Annotated in this window: 19 protein-coding genes; 15 read left to right on the top strand and 4 right to left on the bottom strand. The window is 64.8% G+C overall.

The window, feature by feature from the left end:
* Nucleotides 1-71 precede the first annotated feature (71 nt).
* Together ACFVUS_RS28130 and ACFVUS_RS28135 are read left to right on the top strand one after the other, a co-directional pair.
* Nucleotides 72-1,649 carry an FAD-dependent monooxygenase gene (locus tag ACFVUS_RS28130; protein ID WP_387772766.1) on the top strand — a complete coding sequence of 526 codons (1,578 nt, stop codon included), beginning with the start codon at nucleotides 72-74 and terminating at the stop codon, nucleotides 1,647-1,649.
* Nucleotides 1,650-1,785: 136 nt separating this feature from the next.
* Nucleotides 1,786-2,481, top strand: coding sequence for an IMP cyclohydrolase (locus tag ACFVUS_RS28135; protein WP_387772769.1), 696 nt, complete (start codon nucleotides 1,786-1,788; stop codon nucleotides 2,479-2,481).
* A gap of 148 nt (nucleotides 2,482-2,629) precedes the next feature.
* On the opposite strand, the gene ACFVUS_RS28140 is transcribed toward ACFVUS_RS28135, so the two are convergent.
* On the bottom strand, nucleotides 2,630-3,307 hold the full coding sequence (locus ACFVUS_RS28140) for a GntR family transcriptional regulator (RefSeq protein WP_387772772.1): 678 nt from the start codon (nucleotides 3,305-3,307) through the stop codon (nucleotides 2,630-2,632).
* A gap of 88 nt (nucleotides 3,308-3,395) precedes the next feature.
* Between ACFVUS_RS28140 and ACFVUS_RS28145 the strand changes: the two genes are divergently transcribed.
* From ACFVUS_RS28145 to ACFVUS_RS28185, 9 genes are all read left to right on the top strand, one after another.
* Nucleotides 3,396-3,929, top strand: coding sequence for a YbhB/YbcL family Raf kinase inhibitor-like protein (locus tag ACFVUS_RS28145; RefSeq protein ID WP_387772775.1), 534 nt, complete (start codon nucleotides 3,396-3,398; stop codon nucleotides 3,927-3,929).
* A gap of 44 nt (nucleotides 3,930-3,973) precedes the next feature.
* A complete protein-coding gene (locus ACFVUS_RS28150) occupies nucleotides 3,974-4,183 on the top strand; it encodes a hypothetical protein (RefSeq protein WP_387772778.1) in 210 nt (69 codons plus the stop codon).
* 17 nt (nucleotides 4,184-4,200) lie between these two features.
* A complete protein-coding gene (locus ACFVUS_RS28155; protein ID WP_387772781.1) occupies nucleotides 4,201-5,046 on the top strand; it encodes an SDR family NAD(P)-dependent oxidoreductase in 846 nt (281 codons plus the stop codon).
* A gap of 60 nt (nucleotides 5,047-5,106) precedes the next feature.
* The gene (locus ACFVUS_RS28160; RefSeq protein ID WP_387772784.1) at nucleotides 5,107-5,541 is read left to right on the top strand and encodes a hypothetical protein; all 435 of its coding nucleotides are present in this window, start codon (nucleotides 5,107-5,109) and stop codon (nucleotides 5,539-5,541) included.
* 146 nt (nucleotides 5,542-5,687) lie between these two features.
* Nucleotides 5,688-6,293, top strand: coding sequence for a dihydrofolate reductase family protein (locus ACFVUS_RS28165; RefSeq protein WP_387772787.1), 606 nt, complete (start codon nucleotides 5,688-5,690; stop codon nucleotides 6,291-6,293).
* Between the two features lie 351 nt (nucleotides 6,294-6,644).
* Nucleotides 6,645-8,282 (top strand): flavin-containing monooxygenase, encoded by a 1,638-nt coding sequence (locus ACFVUS_RS28170; RefSeq protein ID WP_387772790.1) that lies wholly within the window; start codon nucleotides 6,645-6,647, stop codon nucleotides 8,280-8,282.
* Between the two features lie 39 nt (nucleotides 8,283-8,321).
* Nucleotides 8,322-9,230, top strand: coding sequence for an SDR family NAD(P)-dependent oxidoreductase (locus tag ACFVUS_RS28175; protein ID WP_387772793.1), 909 nt, complete (start codon nucleotides 8,322-8,324; stop codon nucleotides 9,228-9,230).
* 24 nt (nucleotides 9,231-9,254) lie between these two features.
* The gene (locus ACFVUS_RS28180) at nucleotides 9,255-10,046 is read left to right on the top strand and encodes a hypothetical protein (protein WP_387772796.1); all 792 of its coding nucleotides are present in this window, start codon (nucleotides 9,255-9,257) and stop codon (nucleotides 10,044-10,046) included.
* Nucleotides 10,047-10,121: 75 nt separating this feature from the next.
* A complete protein-coding gene (locus ACFVUS_RS28185) occupies nucleotides 10,122-10,808 on the top strand; it encodes a hypothetical protein (RefSeq protein ID WP_387772799.1) in 687 nt (228 codons plus the stop codon).
* Here the strand turns inward: ACFVUS_RS28185 and ACFVUS_RS28190 are convergent.
* Together ACFVUS_RS28190 and ACFVUS_RS28195 are read right to left on the bottom strand one after the other, a co-directional pair.
* A complete protein-coding gene (locus ACFVUS_RS28190) occupies nucleotides 10,799-11,623 on the bottom strand; it encodes an alpha/beta fold hydrolase (RefSeq protein WP_387772802.1) in 825 nt (274 codons plus the stop codon). The two genes, ACFVUS_RS28185 and ACFVUS_RS28190, sit on opposite strands and share 10 nt — an antisense overlap.
* A gap of 287 nt (nucleotides 11,624-11,910) precedes the next feature.
* Nucleotides 11,911-12,543 (bottom strand): TetR/AcrR family transcriptional regulator, encoded by a 633-nt coding sequence (locus ACFVUS_RS28195; protein ID WP_387772805.1) that lies wholly within the window; start codon nucleotides 12,541-12,543, stop codon nucleotides 11,911-11,913.
* Nucleotides 12,544-12,623: 80 nt separating this feature from the next.
* Here ACFVUS_RS28195 and ACFVUS_RS28200 point away from each other — a divergent pair, with 80 nt between their 5' ends.
* A complete protein-coding gene (locus tag ACFVUS_RS28200; protein WP_387772808.1) occupies nucleotides 12,624-13,640 on the top strand; it encodes a GlxA family transcriptional regulator in 1,017 nt (338 codons plus the stop codon).
* Between the two features lie 94 nt (nucleotides 13,641-13,734).
* Entirely contained in the window at nucleotides 13,735-14,157 is a 423-nt protein-coding gene (locus ACFVUS_RS28205; RefSeq protein ID WP_387772811.1) for a hypothetical protein, read from the top strand.
* Nucleotides 14,158-14,209: 52 nt separating this feature from the next.
* On the opposite strand, the gene ACFVUS_RS28210 is transcribed toward ACFVUS_RS28205, so the two are convergent.
* The gene (locus tag ACFVUS_RS28210) at nucleotides 14,210-15,187 is read right to left on the bottom strand and encodes an MEDS domain-containing protein (RefSeq protein ID WP_387772814.1); all 978 of its coding nucleotides are present in this window, start codon (nucleotides 15,185-15,187) and stop codon (nucleotides 14,210-14,212) included.
* A gap of 186 nt (nucleotides 15,188-15,373) precedes the next feature.
* On the opposite strand from ACFVUS_RS28210, the gene ACFVUS_RS28215 reads away from it, so the two are divergent.
* Nucleotides 15,374-15,838, top strand: a complete 465-nt coding sequence (locus ACFVUS_RS28215) for a polyketide cyclase (RefSeq protein ID WP_387772817.1) — start codon at nucleotides 15,374-15,376, stop codon at nucleotides 15,836-15,838.
* Between the two features lie 103 nt (nucleotides 15,839-15,941).
* The gene (locus ACFVUS_RS28220) at nucleotides 15,942-19,721 is read left to right on the top strand and encodes a SpoIIE family protein phosphatase (protein WP_387772820.1); all 3,780 of its coding nucleotides are present in this window, start codon (nucleotides 15,942-15,944) and stop codon (nucleotides 19,719-19,721) included.
* Nucleotides 19,722-19,818 lie beyond the last annotated feature (97 nt).

Below are 19,818 nucleotides of genomic sequence, written 5' to 3' on the forward strand. Positions count from 1 at the left end.
TTATCAGAGCGCAGTACGCTCGATTTCATAAGATGCTGATCTGCATCTAAAGGCTGCTCGTGGAGGAAGTCATGAACGCACACAACATGATTCGGACCGAAGTCCTCGTCATCGGCGCCGGCCCCGTGGGTCTCACCCTCGCCTGCGATCTTGTCCGCCGCGGCGTGGCCTGCCACGTCATCGAACGTGTGGACGCACCCAGCCGAGCCTCCAAAGCCAAAGGGATCCAGTCCCGTTCGCTCGAGGTGCTCGATGATCTCGGTGCCGTGGACTACGTTGTGCGGCACGGTATCGCGGAGCTGCCGGTGCGCTTCCATGATCCGTCCGGAGCCACCGTCGATCGCCCGCCGGTCACCATCCCGGCCGCGCCCTACTTCCACACGCCGTACCCCAACATGCTCTGGATCGGGCAGTTCGATGTCGAGCACGCGCTGCGCGAGCGGCTGTATCAGTTGGGCGGCACGATCGAGTACGGTGCGGAAGCGATTGCCCTGAAACAGGATTCGGACCACGTCATGGTGACCGTGCGAACCGCGGCGGGGGAGCGCGCGGTCGAGGCGCGCTATGCCGTGGGCACGGACGGCGGCAAGAGCACCGTCCGCCATCTGATCGATCTCCCACTGAACGGTGAGACCCGCGACACCGAGCGCTGGTATCTCGGCGATGTCACCGTCCCCGGACTGCCCCGCGACCGGATACATGTCTTCACCTCGGACTCCGGCATGCTGGTCCTCACCCCCCTGCCCAGCACCGATATCTGGCAGTTCCAGAACCGGATTCCCGACGATGCGGACCCGGCCGAGCCGTCGCTCGAGCTGTACCAGCGCCTGCTCGACGACCGCAACGCCGGCATCACCCTCGCGAGCGCGACCTGGCTCTCGATCTACCGGGTGAACATCCGCATGGTCGAGGACTACCGCCGCGGCCGAGTGCTGCTGGCCGGCGACGCCGCGCACGTACATTCGCCCGCCGGCGGACAGGGCATGAACACCGGCATCCAGGACGCCTACAACCTCGGCTGGAAGTTGGGCGCGGTGATCGCGGGCGCGGCCCCGGACCTACTGAACAGCTATGCCACCGAACGCATTCCGGTCGCCCGGACCGTACTGGAACTGAGCACGCAGCGGTTGGACCGTGTCACCGATGCCGCGAACGGCGATATCGTGCAGGCGTCCGACGCGCTGTCCGCGCTCGCCGACAGTGAACTGACCACCGGGCTCGGCATCCATTATGGCGAGCGCACCGTCACCCATGATCACACGCACCCGGTCGCCGGTGACCGTGCCCCGAATGTCACCGGGTTGCACGGCAGCGACGGCACACTCGCCCTGTTCGACCTCACCCGCGGCCCGCAGTGGACCCTGCTCGCCTTCGACATCGCCGACAGCGCAAAGGATCTCATCAAGAGCCTCGAATCCAATGAGCTGCACGTGTACCGGATCACCAGTACTCCCGGCGACGGAATCGTCGACAGGGACAGCGAATTCGAGCAGCTCTATACGCCCGAGCCCGGTGAACTGATCCTCATCCGCCCGGATGGCTACCTCGCAGACTGCGTGACCGCCACGGAGTCGAACCTGGAGAAAACGGTAAGCACATTGCAGCAGTTGATGCCCGCATCGTCGGGGGACTGCCCTGAGTTCAGCTGACTCGCGTCAACGCAACCCGTGCGGTTGGGGGGCCAGCTGGCGTGATGCTCCGAAGGTCAACGTGCCGGGAGAGTCGCGGGTTCGGTTGGCTACGTAAGCTTCGTCCCGGAAAATCCACACAGTCGGAGGAAATGCGATGCCGATCGATGTTCGCGAATTCATCGGGCAGAACCCTTACCCCGGTCGAGTGATCGGATTCAGGTCGACCCAGCCCGGACAGCTCGAGAGCGTCATCATGCTGACCGGTCGAAGCCCCGCATCCAAGGCCCGGGTGCTCGATCCCGCCCGGCAGGGCACGACAATGCTGCGAGCGCGCGCCACTACCGCCGACCCGCACGACGAATTGCGCCACTATCCAGCTGTGGTCGCCGACTCCACCGGGATCGTGATCGCCAACGGTGACCACTCGGTGCCCCTGCACGCCTCACTCGGTGACAGGACTCTCGACGACCAGATCGCGGCTACCCGTTACGAACCGGACCCACCCACCAACACCTCACGGCTGGCGGTCACCTTCGACCGACTCGCCGGGCGGATCGTCGCATCAATCAACGCCGCGACCTCTACCGACGATCAGGCAGAACCGATGCTGGTGCGGCTCGAGTCCACGACCGGAAGCATCGGCGACTGGATCATGATGTCCACCTACCAATCCGACGGCGGCACAATCGAACCGAACTACCACTTCACGCGGATCGAATTCGGCACCACCGATCCATTGGCCGAACTGTGGGACGCGACCGACCCCCGGTTCCGGGTAGCCGCCGCCGCAGTTCTCTTCGACAACGGCACTACGACGGTACGAACCGTCGCCCCTGCTGCCGTCGGGTAGATCGCAGCTGTCGGCGAACGCACTCCAAAGGCGGATACCGCGCGGACCGAACCGGCGACGCGGTGAATCGGAAGATGAACTGCCCGTGGCTATCCGGGCTGGCCGAACGCTCGCTACTGACGAATCGAGTCTGTTCGTCAGTAGCGAGTCAGCCTTGGTGCTCTTTCAGCGCGGCCGTTGTCTGGGTGAGGTGCTGAGTGAGGATGTCGACGGCGGTGTCGGTGTCACGGGCCAGCGCGGCCTCCTCCAATCGGCGATGTTCGTCGATGCCGTCGCGCTCGGGGTTGCGGTGTGCGGATAGGCGGCGAGCCAGCTCGCTCGAGACCCACAGGCGGTCGAAGGTCTCCAGTAGCACCGGGTTTCCGCACCCCTCCAGGAGTGTGCGATGGAATACCCGGTGGGCCTCGGCCCATTCTTCGGTGTAGTACTCGCCTTCTTCCAAGGTGAATGCCGGTGTGCGCGCCAAGCGGTGGTGGGCGGCTCGTACGTCGCCTTCCCAGTTGACGTCACCACGTTCGATCGACATGCGCAGCAGGACCGGTTCGATGGTCCGGCGGGCCTCGCCGATCTGTTGCCAGCGGTGAGCGGAAAAGGCTGGGACCGCGAAACCGCGATTGGTCAGCCGTTCGGCCAGGCCCTCGCCGACCAGCCGCACCAGCGCCTCGCGCACCACGGCCAGGCTCACACCGTGTTGCCCGGCTAGATCCTGCGGCTTGAGCGCGTCACCGGGTGCGTACTCGCCGCGCATGATCGCGTTCCGCAGTTGTGCGTAGACCTGCTCGGAAAGCATCTGCTTCGCCGGCGGGGTTGGGGTTGTCCGGGTCATCGCTCGATCATAGATGATTTGGCAAATAATCGATTATTGGTGCTATCGTCGATCTTGCCATCCAGTACGACTCGAAAGGCGCCACACCATGAGCGCAAACGACCCCTTCGCCCGCCTCCCCGAAGCAGCCGCATTCACGGTCACCAGCACCACGGTGAGCGACGGTGCCGCCTGGTCACCCGCGCAGTGGTCCTCCGGCGCTCCCGGCGGCAAAGACGTTTCCCCGCAGCTGAATTGGACTGGTGCCCCAGCGGGTACCAAGAGCTACGCCGTCACCGTGTACGACCCCGATGCCCCCACCGGCTCCGGGTTCTGGCACTGGGCTGTGGCCAACATTCCGGCCACGACCACGACGCTTCCCGAGGGTGCCGGGGACGACGCGGGCAACGGCTTGCCGGTCGGCTCCTTTCAGCTGCCGAACGACGCACGCCTCCCTCGATACATCGGTGCGGCCCCGCCGGCCGGACACGGTAGGCACCGCTATTTCGTCACCGTGCACGCTCTGGATGTGGAGGACATCGGCATCGCGTCTGACTCCACGCCGGCTCTGCTCGGGTTCATGATCGCCGGGCACATCCTGGGCCGAGCCACGCTCGTCGCCACGGCGGAGTCAATGCAGTGACTTCGATTCGAATCGCAGGCTCCGCCGCCAACGTGGATTCGTCGATGACCGAGTCGATCCCCTGTGATGTCAAGGTTGTTCGTCATTCGCGGCACGACGGCGACGTGATCGTCCGCTGGGTCGAGGTCACCGTGAACGGCATGCCGATGCCGGTCACCGGCGAGCCGCGCGTCGCACACACGCCTCTCGGCACGCACGTCGCGCTCGACCTGACCGCCACTTCGGTCAGCATCCGGACCGAGGACGGGAAATGACACTTCAAGGAAACGCTATGAGCGACAACGATATCGATCACATGGTAGATCGCACCGTGCTGATCACCGGTGCCACGGACGGCCTCGGCCGCGAACTCGCGATGCGGCTCGGCGCAGCGGGCACCCGGCTGATCCTGCACGGCCGCAACCCCGATCGGGCCGCAGCGGTCGCCGCCCAGGTAACAGCCGCAGGCGGCCACGCGCCACTGATCATCCTGGCCGACCTGTCGCGGCTCACAGAGGTGGACCGGCTGGCCGACGAGATCATCGCCCGCACTTCACGATTGGATGTGCTGGTGAACAATGCCGGCACCGGCGGCCGATCGGACGGGAAACGCGAACTCAGCGCCGACGGCAACGAATTACTCTGGGCGGTCAACCATCTGGCCTCATATCGGCTGACGCGGCGCCTGCTCCCGCTGTTGCGGGCCTCGGCTCCGGCACGGGTGGTGAACGTAGCCTCCGCCGGGCAGCGCGAGATCAACCTCGATGATCCAACCCCGGAGACCGGCTACGACGCATACACCGCCTACTGCCGCTCCAAGCTGGCAATGATCATGGCGACCATCGAGTACGCCGAGGAACTCGCCGGAACCGGTGTCACCGCGAACGCCCTGCACCCGGCCACCCTCATGCCGACAACCATGGTGCGGGACGCCGGTGTGACACCACTCAGCACTCTCACCGAAGGCGCGGACGCGACCCTCCGCCTGATCTGCGATCCGGGCCTGTCGCACACCACAGGTCGGTACTTCGACGGCACCAGGCCGAGTCACCCACACGCACAGGCCGCCGACCCGAAAGCATGCCGCCGCCTGCTCGAAATCAGCGACACCGCAATCGTTTCGGCGTTGGGCCCGTAAAAGTTCCTTGGCCGCTGTCGATTTGAGCCGAGCGCGGCGTACGTCGATCACGCTGGGTAGATGTACGTCCCCTGCGCGGTGTTCCGGCGCACGCCGTTGGAACGATTCGACCAACACCTTGCCTGGTATCGACACGACCAATGGTTCTTCGCCGCCGGCGCGTGTCACATCCTGGCCTACGTATTCCTCGAGCAGCATCCTGGCCGCTTCAACGTATTCGGGTTGTGGCCGCACCTCGCTGCTGATCCGAGCCACGTCTACGCCAGCGATGGCACCTGGGCTTTCGACCACAGCGGATGGACACCGCTGACCGAATTGCTCGAGGTGAGTAGGGCGGCCGAGCCCGATGCCGACTATCACTCACGGCCGATCGCAATGGATCTGGACGAGCTCTGTGCCCGTCATTGGCACCGCAGCCCTGCAGAATTCATACAGGACCCTCGGCCACGCGCCCGCGCCTACATCGCACAGTTCCGACCACCGGATGCCTCATGATGTCGCATGGCGCGTGGACCGAGCTGGACAGAGTCGATTCGACAAACATCAACTGCCCGTTCGAGGGCGAGTGGCACAGTGATCGCCGATGAGTTTGCGGCTCCCGGTCAGTCAGAGCTTGTGACACCCGAGGAAAGGACATCGCTATGTCGGAGCTTCTCGTTGACTTCATTACCTCGCTCGACGGTTACGCCTCAGGGGAGGGATGGCCCGGATTCTGGGGCCTCGAGGGTCCTGAATACCTCGCGTGGCTTGGTGCGCAGCCCGCGGCCACACATCTGATGGGAGCGAACACCTACCGGCTGATGTCGGGCTTTGCCGCCGGCGAGGTCCCCTCGGGCCAGGATGAGTTCAGGCCCGAAGAAGAGGCGTCCGTCGATGAGCTCACGAAAGCGCCCAAGGTGGTGTTCTCCTCGTCGCTCGAGGGGCCGTTGGCGTGGGCCAACTCCACGCTCGTGCGCGAAGACGCGATCGAAGCGGTGCGCGCGATGAAATCGACCGGCTCCGGGCTCCTGACCACGATCGGCAGTCTGAGCCTGTGCCGGTCCCTGCTTCGAGCCGGACTCGTCGACCGATTCCGGGTGGTGATGTTCCCGGTGATCACCGGTGCCACGGGCTCGGAACGCATCTACGACGGCTATCCCGATGTCGCCCTCGAGATGATCGAGCACCGCACCTTCGATGGCCGTATCCAGTTGGTCGAGTACAAACCTCAGGTGCTCGAGCACCCGCCGCTCGGCGCCCTCGAGTAGATCAACACTGCGGGTGCCGCACTGGTCGACCCCACCGACGTGAAGTAAAGAACCAGCAATCGCGAGCCCCAACCAGTCGAAACTGGTTGGGGCTCGGTGGCATTCGGCCGCTTACCAGTTCGTGTAGCCCGCATCGAGTCGCAACCTCCACGTGGCGCAGTCGGATCAGCTCTTCAAATATTATCGTTATTCAGATTTATTTGCCAGCTGGATTGCCAGCATATCCGAAATCTGCAACTATCTGAGACAGTGACGGCGACGTACCGGCCGCCACGCCACGCCCGGGGGAATCGGCCGGGGAGCACGTCCGATCGCCGACCATCCGGCGATCATCGAGTGAGGAGTCATCCTTTGAGCAAGAACGTTGAAAACCCAACGGCTGCAAGGGTTCAGCCTCAGTTCGAAGTCGTGGTGGTCGGTGCGGGTGTGAGCGGCATCGGGGCGGGCTGCCAACTGCAGCGTGCCGGTATCGACGACTTCGTAATCATTGATCGCAGAAGCGATTTCAGCGGTACGTGGATCGCGAATACCTATCCCGGTGTCGCGCTCGACGTGCCCTCGACCTCGTATGAGTTCACCTTCGCGCCGAACAGTTGGTCTCGAATGTTCGCGACCGGCGGCGAGGTGCGCGAGTACTGCCAGCGGGTGGCGCGTGAACACGGGCTGTACGAGCGTGCCCGGTTCGGCGTCTCGGTCGAACGTGAAGTGTGGGACGACGAAACCGGCTTCTGGACAATGTATTTGGACGATGGCACGACCCTGACGGCGCGCTATGTGCTCAACGCCACCGGATACTTCCTCGAGCCGCGCTCGAACTCGGGCATCCCCGATGTGGAGAAGTTCGCCGGGAAGGTGATGCTCTCGGCCGGATGGGACCACGACTACGACTATCGCGGCAAGCGAGTGGCGGTGATCGGCACGGGAGCCAGCTCGATGCAGATCGTGCCGTCGATCGTTTCCGAGGTGGCCCAGCTGGATGTGTACCAGCGCACCGCCACCTGGTGCGGCCCCAAGCCGGACTTCGCCTTCGGCCGTCTGGGACGCGCGCTGCTGCGGTCGCGGCGCTTCCACACCGTGGCGTACATGGCCAATTGGTATGTGTATCAAGCCGTGGTCGTTGCGGCCGAGCGGCTGCCGAAACGCGTCACACTCGCCGCGATCGAGAAATTCGAGAATGCGTTGCGCGCGGCCTATCGCGCGTACCTGCGCTTCCAGGTCAAGGATCCGGAAGTCCGTGCGGCCCTGGTTCCCCGGCACGGACTGATGGCTAACATGCCGACCTTCGGGCGCGGTTTCCTGCAATCCTTCAACCGCGACAACGGAAATCTGCTCACCACACCGATCGAGCGATTCACCGAGCGCGGAATCCGAACGACCGACGGTGTGGACCACGCCTACGACATGATCGTGCTGGCGACCGGCTTCAGCGTCGCCTCCGAACCCGAATCCTTCCCGGTCGGCACGGTCAGCGGCCGTGACGGGGTGGACCTGGGTGAGTTCTACCGCGCCAACGGCATGCAGGCCTATGCCGGTGTCGCCATCCCCGGCTTGCCGAACCGATGGTCCATCTACGGACCGTACGGCTGGAACGGCGTGACCTTCGTCAGCATGAGCGAGACCGCCGGGCTACACGTCGCGCGAGTCCTCACCGAGGCACGCGCGCAGGGCGCCGAGATCGTGGAGGTGACCCAGGCCGCGCACGACGCCTGGCATCAGATGATGGTCACCAGCCCGTTCACCTTGGTCGCACAGGAGTACCTGGTCGAACGCCAGGTCAAGCGACACAATGTGCGCAGCTACTTCTCCAACGCGCGCGGCGAAGTGCCAATCTTGCGCCCCTCCCGGGGATTCCGGAATTCGCTGTGGAACCACAGCGAACGATTCGATCCGCGGCAGGACTACACCTTCCGCGCGCTGCCCACCACGCGCGCGAACGGCAATGGGCGGTCCGCGAATTCGATAGCGGCCCGTGTGGCCGTGGCGGATTGACCTGTCGGACAAGACAATCGATCGACAAGGGACTCAACGATGAGACTTCCATTTACCGGACCGGTAGCGAACAAACACGGTCGAGTGGTGCTGGTGACCGGCGCGGGCAGCGGCATCGGCCGCGCGATCGCGCTGCGCCAGGCCGCGGCGGGCGACATAGTGATCGCCACCGACATCGACCTACCCGCGGCCAAGGAGACGACCACTCTCGCCGAAGGTGACTGCCACGCATACGAACTCGATGTGCGCGACCCCGCACGGTGGGAGACGCTCACCGATGAAATCATCGACCGCTTCGGTGTCCCCGACATCCTGGTGAACAACGCGGGCATCGCGGTCGGCGGCGCGTTCATGGATCAGACGCCGCAGGACTGGGACCGAGTGATGTCCATCAACGTCTACGGCGTCATTCACGGCAGCAAGATCGTGGGATCGAAGATGCTGGCGAGCGGGCGGCCGGGTCATATCGTGGTCATTGTCTCGGGAGCCGCGTGGACGCCGAACCGTGTCGCGGTCTCGTATTCCACCTCGAAAGCCGCCGCGCTGATGATCACCGAGTCATTGCGAACTGAACTGGGTCCCAAGAACATCGGTGTCAGCGCCATCTGCCCCGGCGCTACCCGGACCCAGTTGGCCACCCACGCGACGCTGGTCACCTCCGACGCGGACACCACCGAATCGGTGCGCGCGGATTTCCAATCGATCCAGGATCGCTTCGGACTGGCCTCCCCGGATCTGGTGGCGCGCGCGGTGCAACTCGCGATCCGCTTCGATCTCGCCATCGTGCCGGTCAACTTCGATGCCACCGCGGCGTGGGTCCTGCATCGGATCTCACCCGGGCTGCTGCGGCGAATCTGCGCGATTCCCACGATGTCACTCGCCGAAGGCACGGCCCGAAAAGCGGTCCAGTATCTGCCGTCATCCCCGGCCCGCCCGCGCACCCGATAGCCCGCCACGGATCAAGGAATGTCGATGTCTCACACCGCTGTTGTCCCGCAACGCTCATCGTCCTCATGGTTCGCCGCTGTGCTGAACCGACTCGCGTCGTGGCTGGCCAAACCCTCGGTCGCACGGCTCGTGTACGTGCTGATCGCCATAACGCTGGTGATCGGCGGTATCGCCGCCGCCCTGATCATCGCCTACGTTTTTCCCGAAAGTTGGGAACAGCAAGGCACTGTGGACCTTTATCGCAAATATCAACTCGTCGGCAAGATCGGGATGATCGTCCTGGGCACCGCGGCGATCCCGTTTCTGGCCATCGTCGGCGCGACCGCCTCGTATTTCTGGAGCATCGACACCAGCAAGAATCATGTGCTCTCGTGGATCGCGATCGTGAGCGACATCGCGTTTGTCACAGCGATTCTCATGTACGTCAGCTTCGCGGCCGCGCCAATTGTGCTCTACGGGCACATTTCCGATGAACTGCTCCACGTCCTGCACGTCCAGGCCTTCGCGGCGGGCGGCATGCTGGGTCCGCTGTGGATTCCCAACATCATCGCCGTCGCCGTAATAGGCCGTCGCGCAGGTGTATTCCCCACATGGCTGAGTTGGCTCGCGGTGCTCGGAGTGCTGACGCAGTTCCCGGCCATTCTCGGCGTCACGACGCTCTACGGACCGTTCAACGCCGCCAACGGCTTCATCTCGTTCTACATTCCGGGAATCGGTCCGGTGACGTGGGCGACCTACTTGATCGCCTGGTGCACGGTGCAGTGGGCCAAGGAACATACGGCCGATGCGGTCCGAGCCGAGACCGCGCAGTTGTAACTCTGTTCATCCCCGCTATTAGCTGAATGGTTGTACCGGGCCCGTGGCGGCCCGGTCCCGACGACAAGGATTGCCATGGCCAGCCCCTTCCGCGACCCCGGCATCACCGATGGCGAAAAGTCCCACTATCGAATTCGGCTCACCGACAGTCCCACGGGTAATCCGGTCACCGCCGTGGTCGAGCACGACGGTGACTGCTACATCTCATCTCTCGAGGTCGGTTCGGACGAGGCCTTCCGTGCCAAGGTCGAACAGCGTATCCGCCGAGTGCACGGCCGCATCGAGGCCGAGAGCTACCAGGCCGCCTCCTACTACCAAGGCCGCATGGTGTCCCGTGAAGAGGGCTATTTCCTTGACACGCAACACATTCAGTTCGGCGGGAAGATCGCCCCGTTCCCACCCGGGGTCATGCCGCTACTGGGCGGATTGACCCTGCTGCGCGGTCTGGACTTCCGGCGCGGCGCGAAATCGAAACACGATCTGTGGCTTGCCTTCTCGATCTCCTGGCCGCTGGAAGCGAAGGTGGACAAGCGCATGACCATCACGGTGCCCGCGGGCTCGATGGACGTCTGGCAGGTGAACCTGCGGCCCAGCTTCAGCCATATCAACGCGCTGCTGGACAAGGTGGTCTCGAGCTTCCTGCCGCCGTTCACCTGCCATTTCGAAGCGGCCGCAACTCACCGCCTGGTGCAATTCACCTTCCCCAGCGGCCCACTGCCCTGGCAGCCGCGAGCGATCATCGAACTCGTTGCTCAGGACTGAATGAAGGCCAGCAGATCGGCGTTGATGGTGGCGGCCTCGGTGGTCGGCATTCCGTGCGGGAAACCGGGATAGGTCTTCAACGTGCTGTTGGGGAGCAGCTCGGCAGAGCGGATGGCGCTGTCCGCGATCGGGACCACCTGATCGTCCTCGCCGTGCAGGACGAGGGTGGGGATGGTGATCTTGGTGAGTTCTTCGGTGAAGTCGGTCTGGGAGAACGCGACAACCCCGTCGTAGTGGGCCTTGGCCCCGCCCGCCATGCCCTGGCGCCACCAGTTGGCGATCACTCCCTCCGACGGTTGTGCGCCGGGCCGGTTGTAGCCGTAGAACGGACCCTCGGCGAACGTGCGGAAGAAATCGGACCGGTTGGTGGCAACCTGTTCCTGGATGCCGTCGAACACCGACTTGTCCAGTCCGCCCGGGTTATCGGCGGTCTTGGCCATGATCGGCGGGACCGCGCTGATCAACACGGCCTTGGCCGCGCGGTCCTGTCCGTGCCGCGAGAGGTAGCGAACGACCTCGCCGCCGCCGGTGGAGTGGCCGATATGCACCGCGTCCCGCAGATCGAGGTGGTTCACGACCGCGGCCAGATCGTCGGCGTAGTGGTCCATATCGTGGCCGTCGGCGACCTGAGCCGAACGTCCATGTCCGCGCCGGTCGTGCGCGATGACCCGGAAACCGTTGGCCAGGAAGAACATCAGCTGCGCGTCCCAGTCGTCCGAGGACAGCGGCCAGCCGTGACTGAAGACGATGGGTTGCCCGGTTCCCCAGTCCTTGTAGTAGATCTCGACGCCGTCCGATGTCGTGATGACAGGCATGTGGGACTCCTTCTGATCGAATACCGGATGCATTGCCCGAGGGCTTGGGGTGACAGCTGGAACCTGTTGGACCACAGAGCTTCTCAACGATGAGCTCCGAACCAGTCTGCGCGTTTCCCGGAGCGTGCGCCCCCCTCTGCGCGCCACGAATCCCGCAATTTCCGCCACGTACTCCGGCCGGAGATCGCGGGGTGTGATGTGGGGCGCACAGTCGAACAGACGCGGCCGCAGCGGAATTCGTGCACGGAGAACAGTCCCGACCCGATCGGGGTGTACCGCGAGAACGGTCAGCGCGAGAGCGCAGCCTCGGTATCGGCCGACTGAACGGCCCGGTCTGCCCACGCCGGAGGCAGTGTGGCCAGTGAGATTTCGGCGATACCGTGCAATTGGTCTACGTCGGCGCCATGACGGCTCGACAGGATCAGGCCCTGCGCCACCAGAATGACGTGGGCGCTGAGCGCCTCGATGGTGGCGTCGTCATGATCGGTGGCGGTTCGGCGAAGTCGCTCCGCGACGCTATGTTCCATGGCCGCAGTGGTTTTGGCGGCCGTATCGGCGACCTCGGGCACGCGTCCGGCCAATGCGGCGACACCGTTGATCATCAAGCACCCACGTCGTCCCGGTTGCGCGGCGCAGTCCGCGATGACCGCGTGCAGCAGTGTCCGCATCGCGGCGCGCGCGGAGCCGGGGGCGGTGAGCACGGTGTCGCGGATGAACGCGGCCCGACGATCGCAGTACCGGTCGAAGGCGGCCAGGAACAGTCCGCGCTTATTGCCGTAGGCGGCGTAGATGCTGCCGTTGCCGATGCCGGCGATGGCGGAGATGTCCTCCACCGAGGTGTTGTCGAAACCCTTGGACCAGAACTGTTCGATCGCGGCGTCGAGCAGTGCCGATTCGTCGAACCGTCGTGGCCGTCCCATGGGCTCACCGTACCAATCGTGGTGTGACGACGCCGGGCCCGCCTTGATTATGGAGGGACGCCTCCATAATAATGGTTGCCATGTCCTCAAATGTCGGAAAGCCGCGCAAGCGCATCGGGTTCCTGGTCTTCGACGGTGTCAAACTGCTCGATTTCGCCGGACCCGCCGAAGTGTTCGTCGAGGCCAATCAGACCGTCCCCGACTATGAAGTCGTGCTGCTCTCCCCGGATGGTCGTCCCGTGCAGACCTCGATCGGCTCGAGGATCGAGGTCAATCACGCGGCCGCGGACTCCGGATACTTCGACACCATCGTGGTACCCGGCAGTGAGCTGCCACCCGCACGATTCGTCACCGATGAGGTTCTGGCAGCGGCGTGTTCGTTGTCCACTCGGACCCGCCGACTGACCTCGATCTGCAGCGGCGCGTTCGTGCTGGCCGAGCTCGGGCTGCTCGACGGCAGACGGGCGAGCACCCATTGGAAGTTCACCCGCGAACTCGCCCACCGGTACCCGAAGGTGAACGTAGAGGCCGACGCCATCTTCGTGCGCGACGGAAACCTGTACAGCTCAGCGGGAGTGGCCGCCGGGGTCGATCTGGCACTGGCACTGGTGGAGGAGGACCACGGAGCCAATGTGGCCCGCCGGGTGGCGCAGTCACTGGTGGTCTATATGCAGCGCGCCGGTGGACAATCGCAGTTCTCGGCCTCGCTCAACGGGCCGATACCCCGCAGTACCCTCGTGCGGCGAGTGGTGGATCTGATCTGTTCGAACCCGGCCCACCCGCACACCGTGCAAACCCTCGCCGCGTACGCGCAGGTGAGCCCGCGGCACCTGACCCGGCTGTTCCGCACCGAACTCGAACACGCCCCCGCCGAATACGTTGCCTTCGTACGCTTCTGCACCGCCCGTGATCTCCTGCACGGCGGACATACGGTGACCGAGGCCGCGATCGCCGCCGGTTATGGCAACAGCGAGGCGCTGCGCCGGGCATTCATTGCCCGAGTGGGCATTTCGCCACGCAAGTACCAGCAACGCTTCCGAACGACCGGCGTAGCGGTGGCCGAACTCGACGATCTGCTCGAGCAGGCCGTGTCCTGAGATGGTCATCGGCGGCGGCCGGGCGCTGAATAGGACGTCCGGCCCGGGGTAATCGACCGATGTTCATCGAATGAACCAAGGTCAGGAGCAGAACATGGGCGCGACTGGACTCACCGGCGACCTCAACCATCCATTCACGATCGAACCCAGCGCGGAGCAGATCACCGTGGTCCCGGGTGGTGAGCCGGTGCGTGCGGGTGTGCGCGTGCTGCCCATCGACGACGCCGGGGTCGGCACGGTGCGTGTGGTTGTCGGGATCGGTCCCGAATCGGGTCTGAGCTTCAGTCGCAGCGAGCTGATGGACAACAACGAGACCAGTTACCCGTCGGGCACCGACTCCCGCGAGGACACCTTGTCTTTCGATGCCGTCACGATTGACTCGGCGTCGAAACCGGAGCTCTACATCGAGGTGAGGGCCAGTGCGAACGCCTCGCCGGAACCGTCAGTCGTCACCTTCGTTGTCGGCTCCGCCACCTGCTCGATACCGGTCAAGTTCGAGACCACCGATTCCGAGTAACTGGGCCGGTGGGCGCGAACGAATCCGAGGCTCGGCTACCAAGGGCGAGAGCTCATTGCTGGACAGGGGTGCAGGCGATTTCGCTCCAGACGCGTTTGCCGTGCGGTACCGGATCGATTCCCCAGCGGCTGCTGATCGCGGCGATGAGTAGTAGTCCCCGGCCACCGGTGGAAGTACGGGCGCGGTGTGGATTGAGTGCCGGCTGGTTGGAGCTCAGGTCTTCGGTGGTGATCGTCACCGAGGTGTCGGATCGAGTGATCGATACTCGAAACATGGTGCCGGCGTGGATGACCGCGTTGGCCACCAGCTCCGAGACGACCAGCGCGGCGTCGTCCACGAATTGCGCGGGGTGGCCCCACGCCTGGAGTTGATCGGTCACCAAACGCCGGGCGGCGGGGACGGCCTCCGGGACCGGCGGGTAGATGGTGTCCAAGTGATGTTCCGAGAGGTTCGCCGATGCGGTGCCGGATAGGTAGCCGCCGGGAGCGATCACGGATGAGTGGTGGACGCACACCTGTTGTGCGAGTGCGAGATCGCCGGTTCGGGCGAGCATTGTCCGCGGGTAGGCGCAACAGAGTGAAAGCGTATGGTCGCCGCTGATTTCGTTCCAGAGGGCTTCGAGTTCGAAAGCGCCGTTCACGTCGCCCGCGGCCCAGAGCAGGTCCACCATTTCCCCGAATATCCGCACGGGCCGGGCGCCTTCACCGGCTTGCGTGATCGCTCCACCGATAACTTCGGCGAAGCGATTCCGATCCAGTGCACCGTCCACCATCAATCGCGACAGGGTCTCAGCGGCATCGAGACATCGAAATCTGCCGGTAGCAGTCGCGGTGCGCAGATCGATGTCGTACTCACCGAGTCGCCGCACCAAGGCATTTCGGTGCGATTCGGTAGCGATAACCAGCACTGCGGCGTCGGCGGCCAATCCGGTTGCCAGTACTGCGCCAACCTTCTCCACGAGATCATGGTCGGCGTCGTAAACGATTGCGATATGGCCGTTCGGTGTGTGACAGGCGGTGGCGACCTCCATCCGAACGACAGTACTCCGGGGCGGCGAATGCGGGCCGCCCAGCTGTGCGCCTCCAACCGAATTGCTCGTATACGCTGAATCGCTTTGCCGCGGTCTGTATCCCAGCTCATCGGCAGCTGGCGGATGAGCTGGGATCGGCCCGAGGCGTGCGGCCGCGTCAGTGCGCGGTGTGCGAGGGTGGGGGACATGACGGTAGAACGGTTCGAAGTTCAGCGGCAGATCAGCGCGTCACCCTCGGAGATTTTCGCGCTACTGTGCTCGCCCGAAGGGCATGTGGCGATCGACAGTTCGGGAATGTTGCAATCGGCGGAGGGAAAGCCGGTCACCGGCGTCGGCGACGAATTCATCGTTCATATGGATCGGGAGTCGCTCAATGACCTTCCGATGGGCAAGTACGACGTGACCGTGATCATCACCGAGTTCGAGCAGGACCGCCGGATCGAATGGACGATCTCGGGCACCATTCAGCCGCCGATCGAGCACCTGTATGGCTACCGCTTGGAGGCGAGCGACGTCGGCACACTGGTGACCTCGTACTACGACTGGAGCAAGATCGCGCCGCGCTATCGGGAAGCGGCCATCTTCCCGATCATCCCCGAGTCTGCACTTCGAGCCACCCTCGGAATCCTCGCCCGCACAGTGCAGAAGTAGCCCGTCGGTCAGAGGTAGAGCTGCCCGACTCGGCGGCCGGGTGTTCACCTCGGCGGCTGGCAGGCCATGGGACGATTGTGCGAATGGTTGAGGAGCGGCGTACATGACCAATGGCCAGTTCGATGGTGCTCGGCCGGCGCAGGCCGATCCGCGCCGCTCACCACCCGCGCGGTTCCCCGCCGAATTGCTGCCGATCGAAGCGGACAGCGATGTGGGTCGATTGATGATCGAAACCGACTGGGAAAAAACAGCTCTCGGCCCGGTAACGCAGTGGCCCGCCGAGTTGCGCACCGCGGTCGGCATCTGCGCGAACTCGCCATTCCCCATGCTGATCATGTGGGGACCGGACTTGGCGATGATCTACAACGACGCGTTCGTGCCCATCCTGGGCGCAAAGCATCCCGCGCTGGGGGAACCCTGCGCCGAGGTCTGGTCCGATGCGTGGACCGTGGTGGGCGACATGATCATCGATGTGCTGGAGCACGGCCGCTCGACTCATCACCAGAACCTGCCCATGACGATTCACCGGTACGGATTCGACGAGACGGTGTATTTCACCTTCGCCTACAGTGCGATCCCGGTCGCTTCGGGTGTGGCCGGAGGGGTATTCACCGTCGTCACCGAGACCACCGACCAGGTGCTGAACGCGCGGCGCATGGCCACACTGCAGACGCTGGGGGAGAGCCGGTCCGCAGAGATCGTCGCCGTAGACGAGGCGTGCCGTACGGCCGCGTCGGTGCTGGCGGATTGCCCGGAGGACCTCGCTTTCGGCGCGATCTACCTCATGGACGACTCGGGAGTCGAGGCCGCGCTGGTGGCTTCCTTCGGAGCGGCCGCACCGGTGCGACTCCGGCTGCCGCCGACCGTGAGCGCGAGTACCGGATACGACTGGATCTGGCAGGCGCTGCTGACGGGAACCGGCAGAACCCTTACAGGACAGCGCCTTTCAGGGTTCGAGCACGATGATCATGAAGCGCGGGCCGGTGCCGTCGCACTGCCGCTCGGTTCAGCTGTGGGTAAGCACGCGTATGGCGTGCTGGTGTGCGGGGTCGTGGACGACCTGGTCTTCGACGCCGCCTACCGGAGTTTTCTGAACCTGGTCGCCGATCATGTGTCCACCGCGATCGGCGATGCGGAGGTGCAGGCTGCCCGACTCCGCCGTACCGAGGAATTGGCGGCGCTGGACCGTGCCAAAACGGACTTCTTCACCGGCATCAGCCACGAGCTGCGTACCCCGCTGACATTGATCGCCGGTCCCCTGGACGATTCGGTCGCAGATGAACGGCAACCACTGGCACCCGATCAGCGCACGCGCATCGATATGGCGCGGCGCAACGTCGGCCGACTGCGCCGGATGGTCGACACCCTGCTGGATTTCAGCCGTATCGAATCGCGGCAGGGTTTGCGGTTCGAACCGGTCGGCGTGGATCTGGGTGCGCTGACCCGGGGTATCGCGGAATCGTTCGCGCCGGCGGTTTCTCGTGCCGGTGTGGACTTCGTCGTGAAGTCCGTGCCGGGCTCGCCGACCGTGCTCGTCGATCCCGTGCATTGGGAGCGCATCGTGCTGAACCTGCTCTCGAACGCGGTGAAGTTCACCGTCGATGGCGAAATCGAGATCGGGGTCCGGGTCGGTGCGACGGTCGAGCTCACCGTCCGCGATACCGGCATAGGCATACCGGCGGACGAACTCCCGCATATCTTCGAACGGTTCCGGCAGGTCCGCAATTCCGGCGGGCGTTCGCACGAAGGCTCGGGGATCGGGCTGGCTCTGGTCAGTGAGCTGGCGGCGCTGCACGGCGGAACAGCCACCGTCACAAGTGAACTCGGGCGTGGCAGCGTGTTCACGGTTGAATTCCCGGCGCACCTCACCCCCGAGCGAGCCTTCGATACTCCGCCCAGCAGTGCCGTACAGGACTATCTCGCCGAGGCATTGCAGTGGAGTGCGGCGGAAGGTCCCGCACCGGCTCTGGCGGCTGAAGGTGGCAGCGTCCTGATCGCCGAGGACAACGCCGATCTGCGAGCCTATCTTTCAGGTCTGCTCGCACCCCGGTACTCCGTCACTCTTGCCACGGACGGCCTCGAGGCGCTCGCGGCGGCCCGGGACATCGGGCCCGATCTGGTGCTCACCGACATCATGATGCCTCGAATGGACGGTTTGGCGCTGCTGCGTGAGCTGCGGGCCGACCCGAGCACAGCCCGCATCCCGGTCATCTTCCTGTCCGCGCGCGCCGGTGAGGATTCGGCCGCGGCAGGGTTGGCAGCGGGTGCGGACGACTATCTCACCAAACCGTTCACGTCCACCGACCTGCTGGCACGGGTGCGCTCCAATCTGAATCTGGCGCGGTTGCGAAACCACGAATCGATTTGGCGCACAACGCTTGTCAATGCGATGCGGGACGGGTTCTTCGTCGCCGGACCGGATCTCACCGTGTTCGAGATCAATGCCGGATTCACCGAACTGCTCGGATACGAGTCGTCGAATCTTCCGTCGGCCACCCCGCACCCGTGGTGGCCGACGGCCGAGAACGATCCGGCGGGCTTGGCAATGGTGCGGGCGGCGGTGACCCGGGTTCGGGCGGAGGGGCGAGGCCGATTCGTTGTCCCGCTGCGCCACCGCGACGGACATCGGCTGTGGGTGGATGCCGTTGTCGATTCGCTGCGCGACGAGTCCGGGCACGACACCCTGTTCGTCGGCACGCTGCGTGATGTCACCGCGCAACAGCTCGCCACCGAGCGTGATGCCGCCGTGGCACGGCTGACTGCCGCGTTTGCCGGAGTCGACGATAGTCGTCAGGTGATCGCGGTGGGTCTGCGCGAGCTGCGACGGTGTTGGCAGGCCGGTCGTGCATCGCTGCTGGCGATGCGGGACGGGAGTGCCGACCCGTTCACGGTCATGGCGACCACCGATCCGGACGCTCTCGGCACCGTGGCGTCGCCGGGGCAAAGTGCAACCGAAATCCTGCGTGCGGGAAGCCTTTTCACCGTTCCCATGTCAGCGACGATGAAGCCGGGCGAACCGATCATGTCGATCGCGGCGCCGCTGTACGACGGCGCCGAGCACGCGGCGGTCTGGCTCGAGTTCGACCGCCCGTACCCGTTCTCCGTCGATGACCGCGCGCTACTGCTTCAGCTCACGGGTCATTTTCAACGAGCCCTGGCGCGGGCGCGGGCCCTCGAGGAGCAACGACAGATCGCGCTCGCGCTGCAACGCGCGATTCTCGGCCCGCTCGACCTTCCGGTGGGATTCGCCGTCCGATACGAGCCGTCCACCGCCACGCTCGAGGTCGGTGGCGACTGGTACGACGTAGTGGAGTTGCCGCACAGTAGATTTGGTCTCGTCGTCGGCGACGTGGTGGGACACGGGCTGGCCGCCGCGACGGCGATGGGTCAATTGCGCAGTGCTGCACGAGCTTTGCTGCTGGAAGGCAACGCCCCCGCGCGTGTGCTCAGCGCCCTGGATCGCTTCGCCGCGACTGTCACCGGTGCCTACTGCGCCACCGTGTTCTGCGCCGTGATCGACGCGGTGACCGGTGAGGTGCGATACGCCAGCGCCGGTCATTTGCCCGCGCTGCTCGCGGCGGCCGACGGTACGGTGCACCGCCTCGACCAGGCGCAGTCGCCACCATTGGCGGTGCGCGCGAAGCTGATTCGGCGGGAGGCCATCACCGCCCTGGCCGCACGCTCGACGCTCTTGCTGTACACCGATGGTCTGGTCGAACGCCGACGGGAACCGGTCGATACCGGTATCGACGAAGCCGGTCGCGCCTTGGCGGAGTCGGCGGAACTGAATCCCGAGGCCGCCGTCGACCATATTTGCGCTCGGCTGAACAGTGTCGGTCCCGGCGAGGACGATATCGCACTGCTGCTCTACCGCGCCCACTGAGCACACGAGGTGAATCGATGCGACAGTGGTCCGAAACGCGGGGCTTTCGCTGTAGCCGGGTAGGCTACGTGAGCGCAAGATCCCACGACGTCGGAGG

Origin of the sequence: Nocardia sp. NPDC058058, assembly GCF_042885355.1 — a bacterium.
GTDB lineage: Bacteria > Actinomycetota > Actinomycetes > Mycobacteriales > Mycobacteriaceae > Nocardia.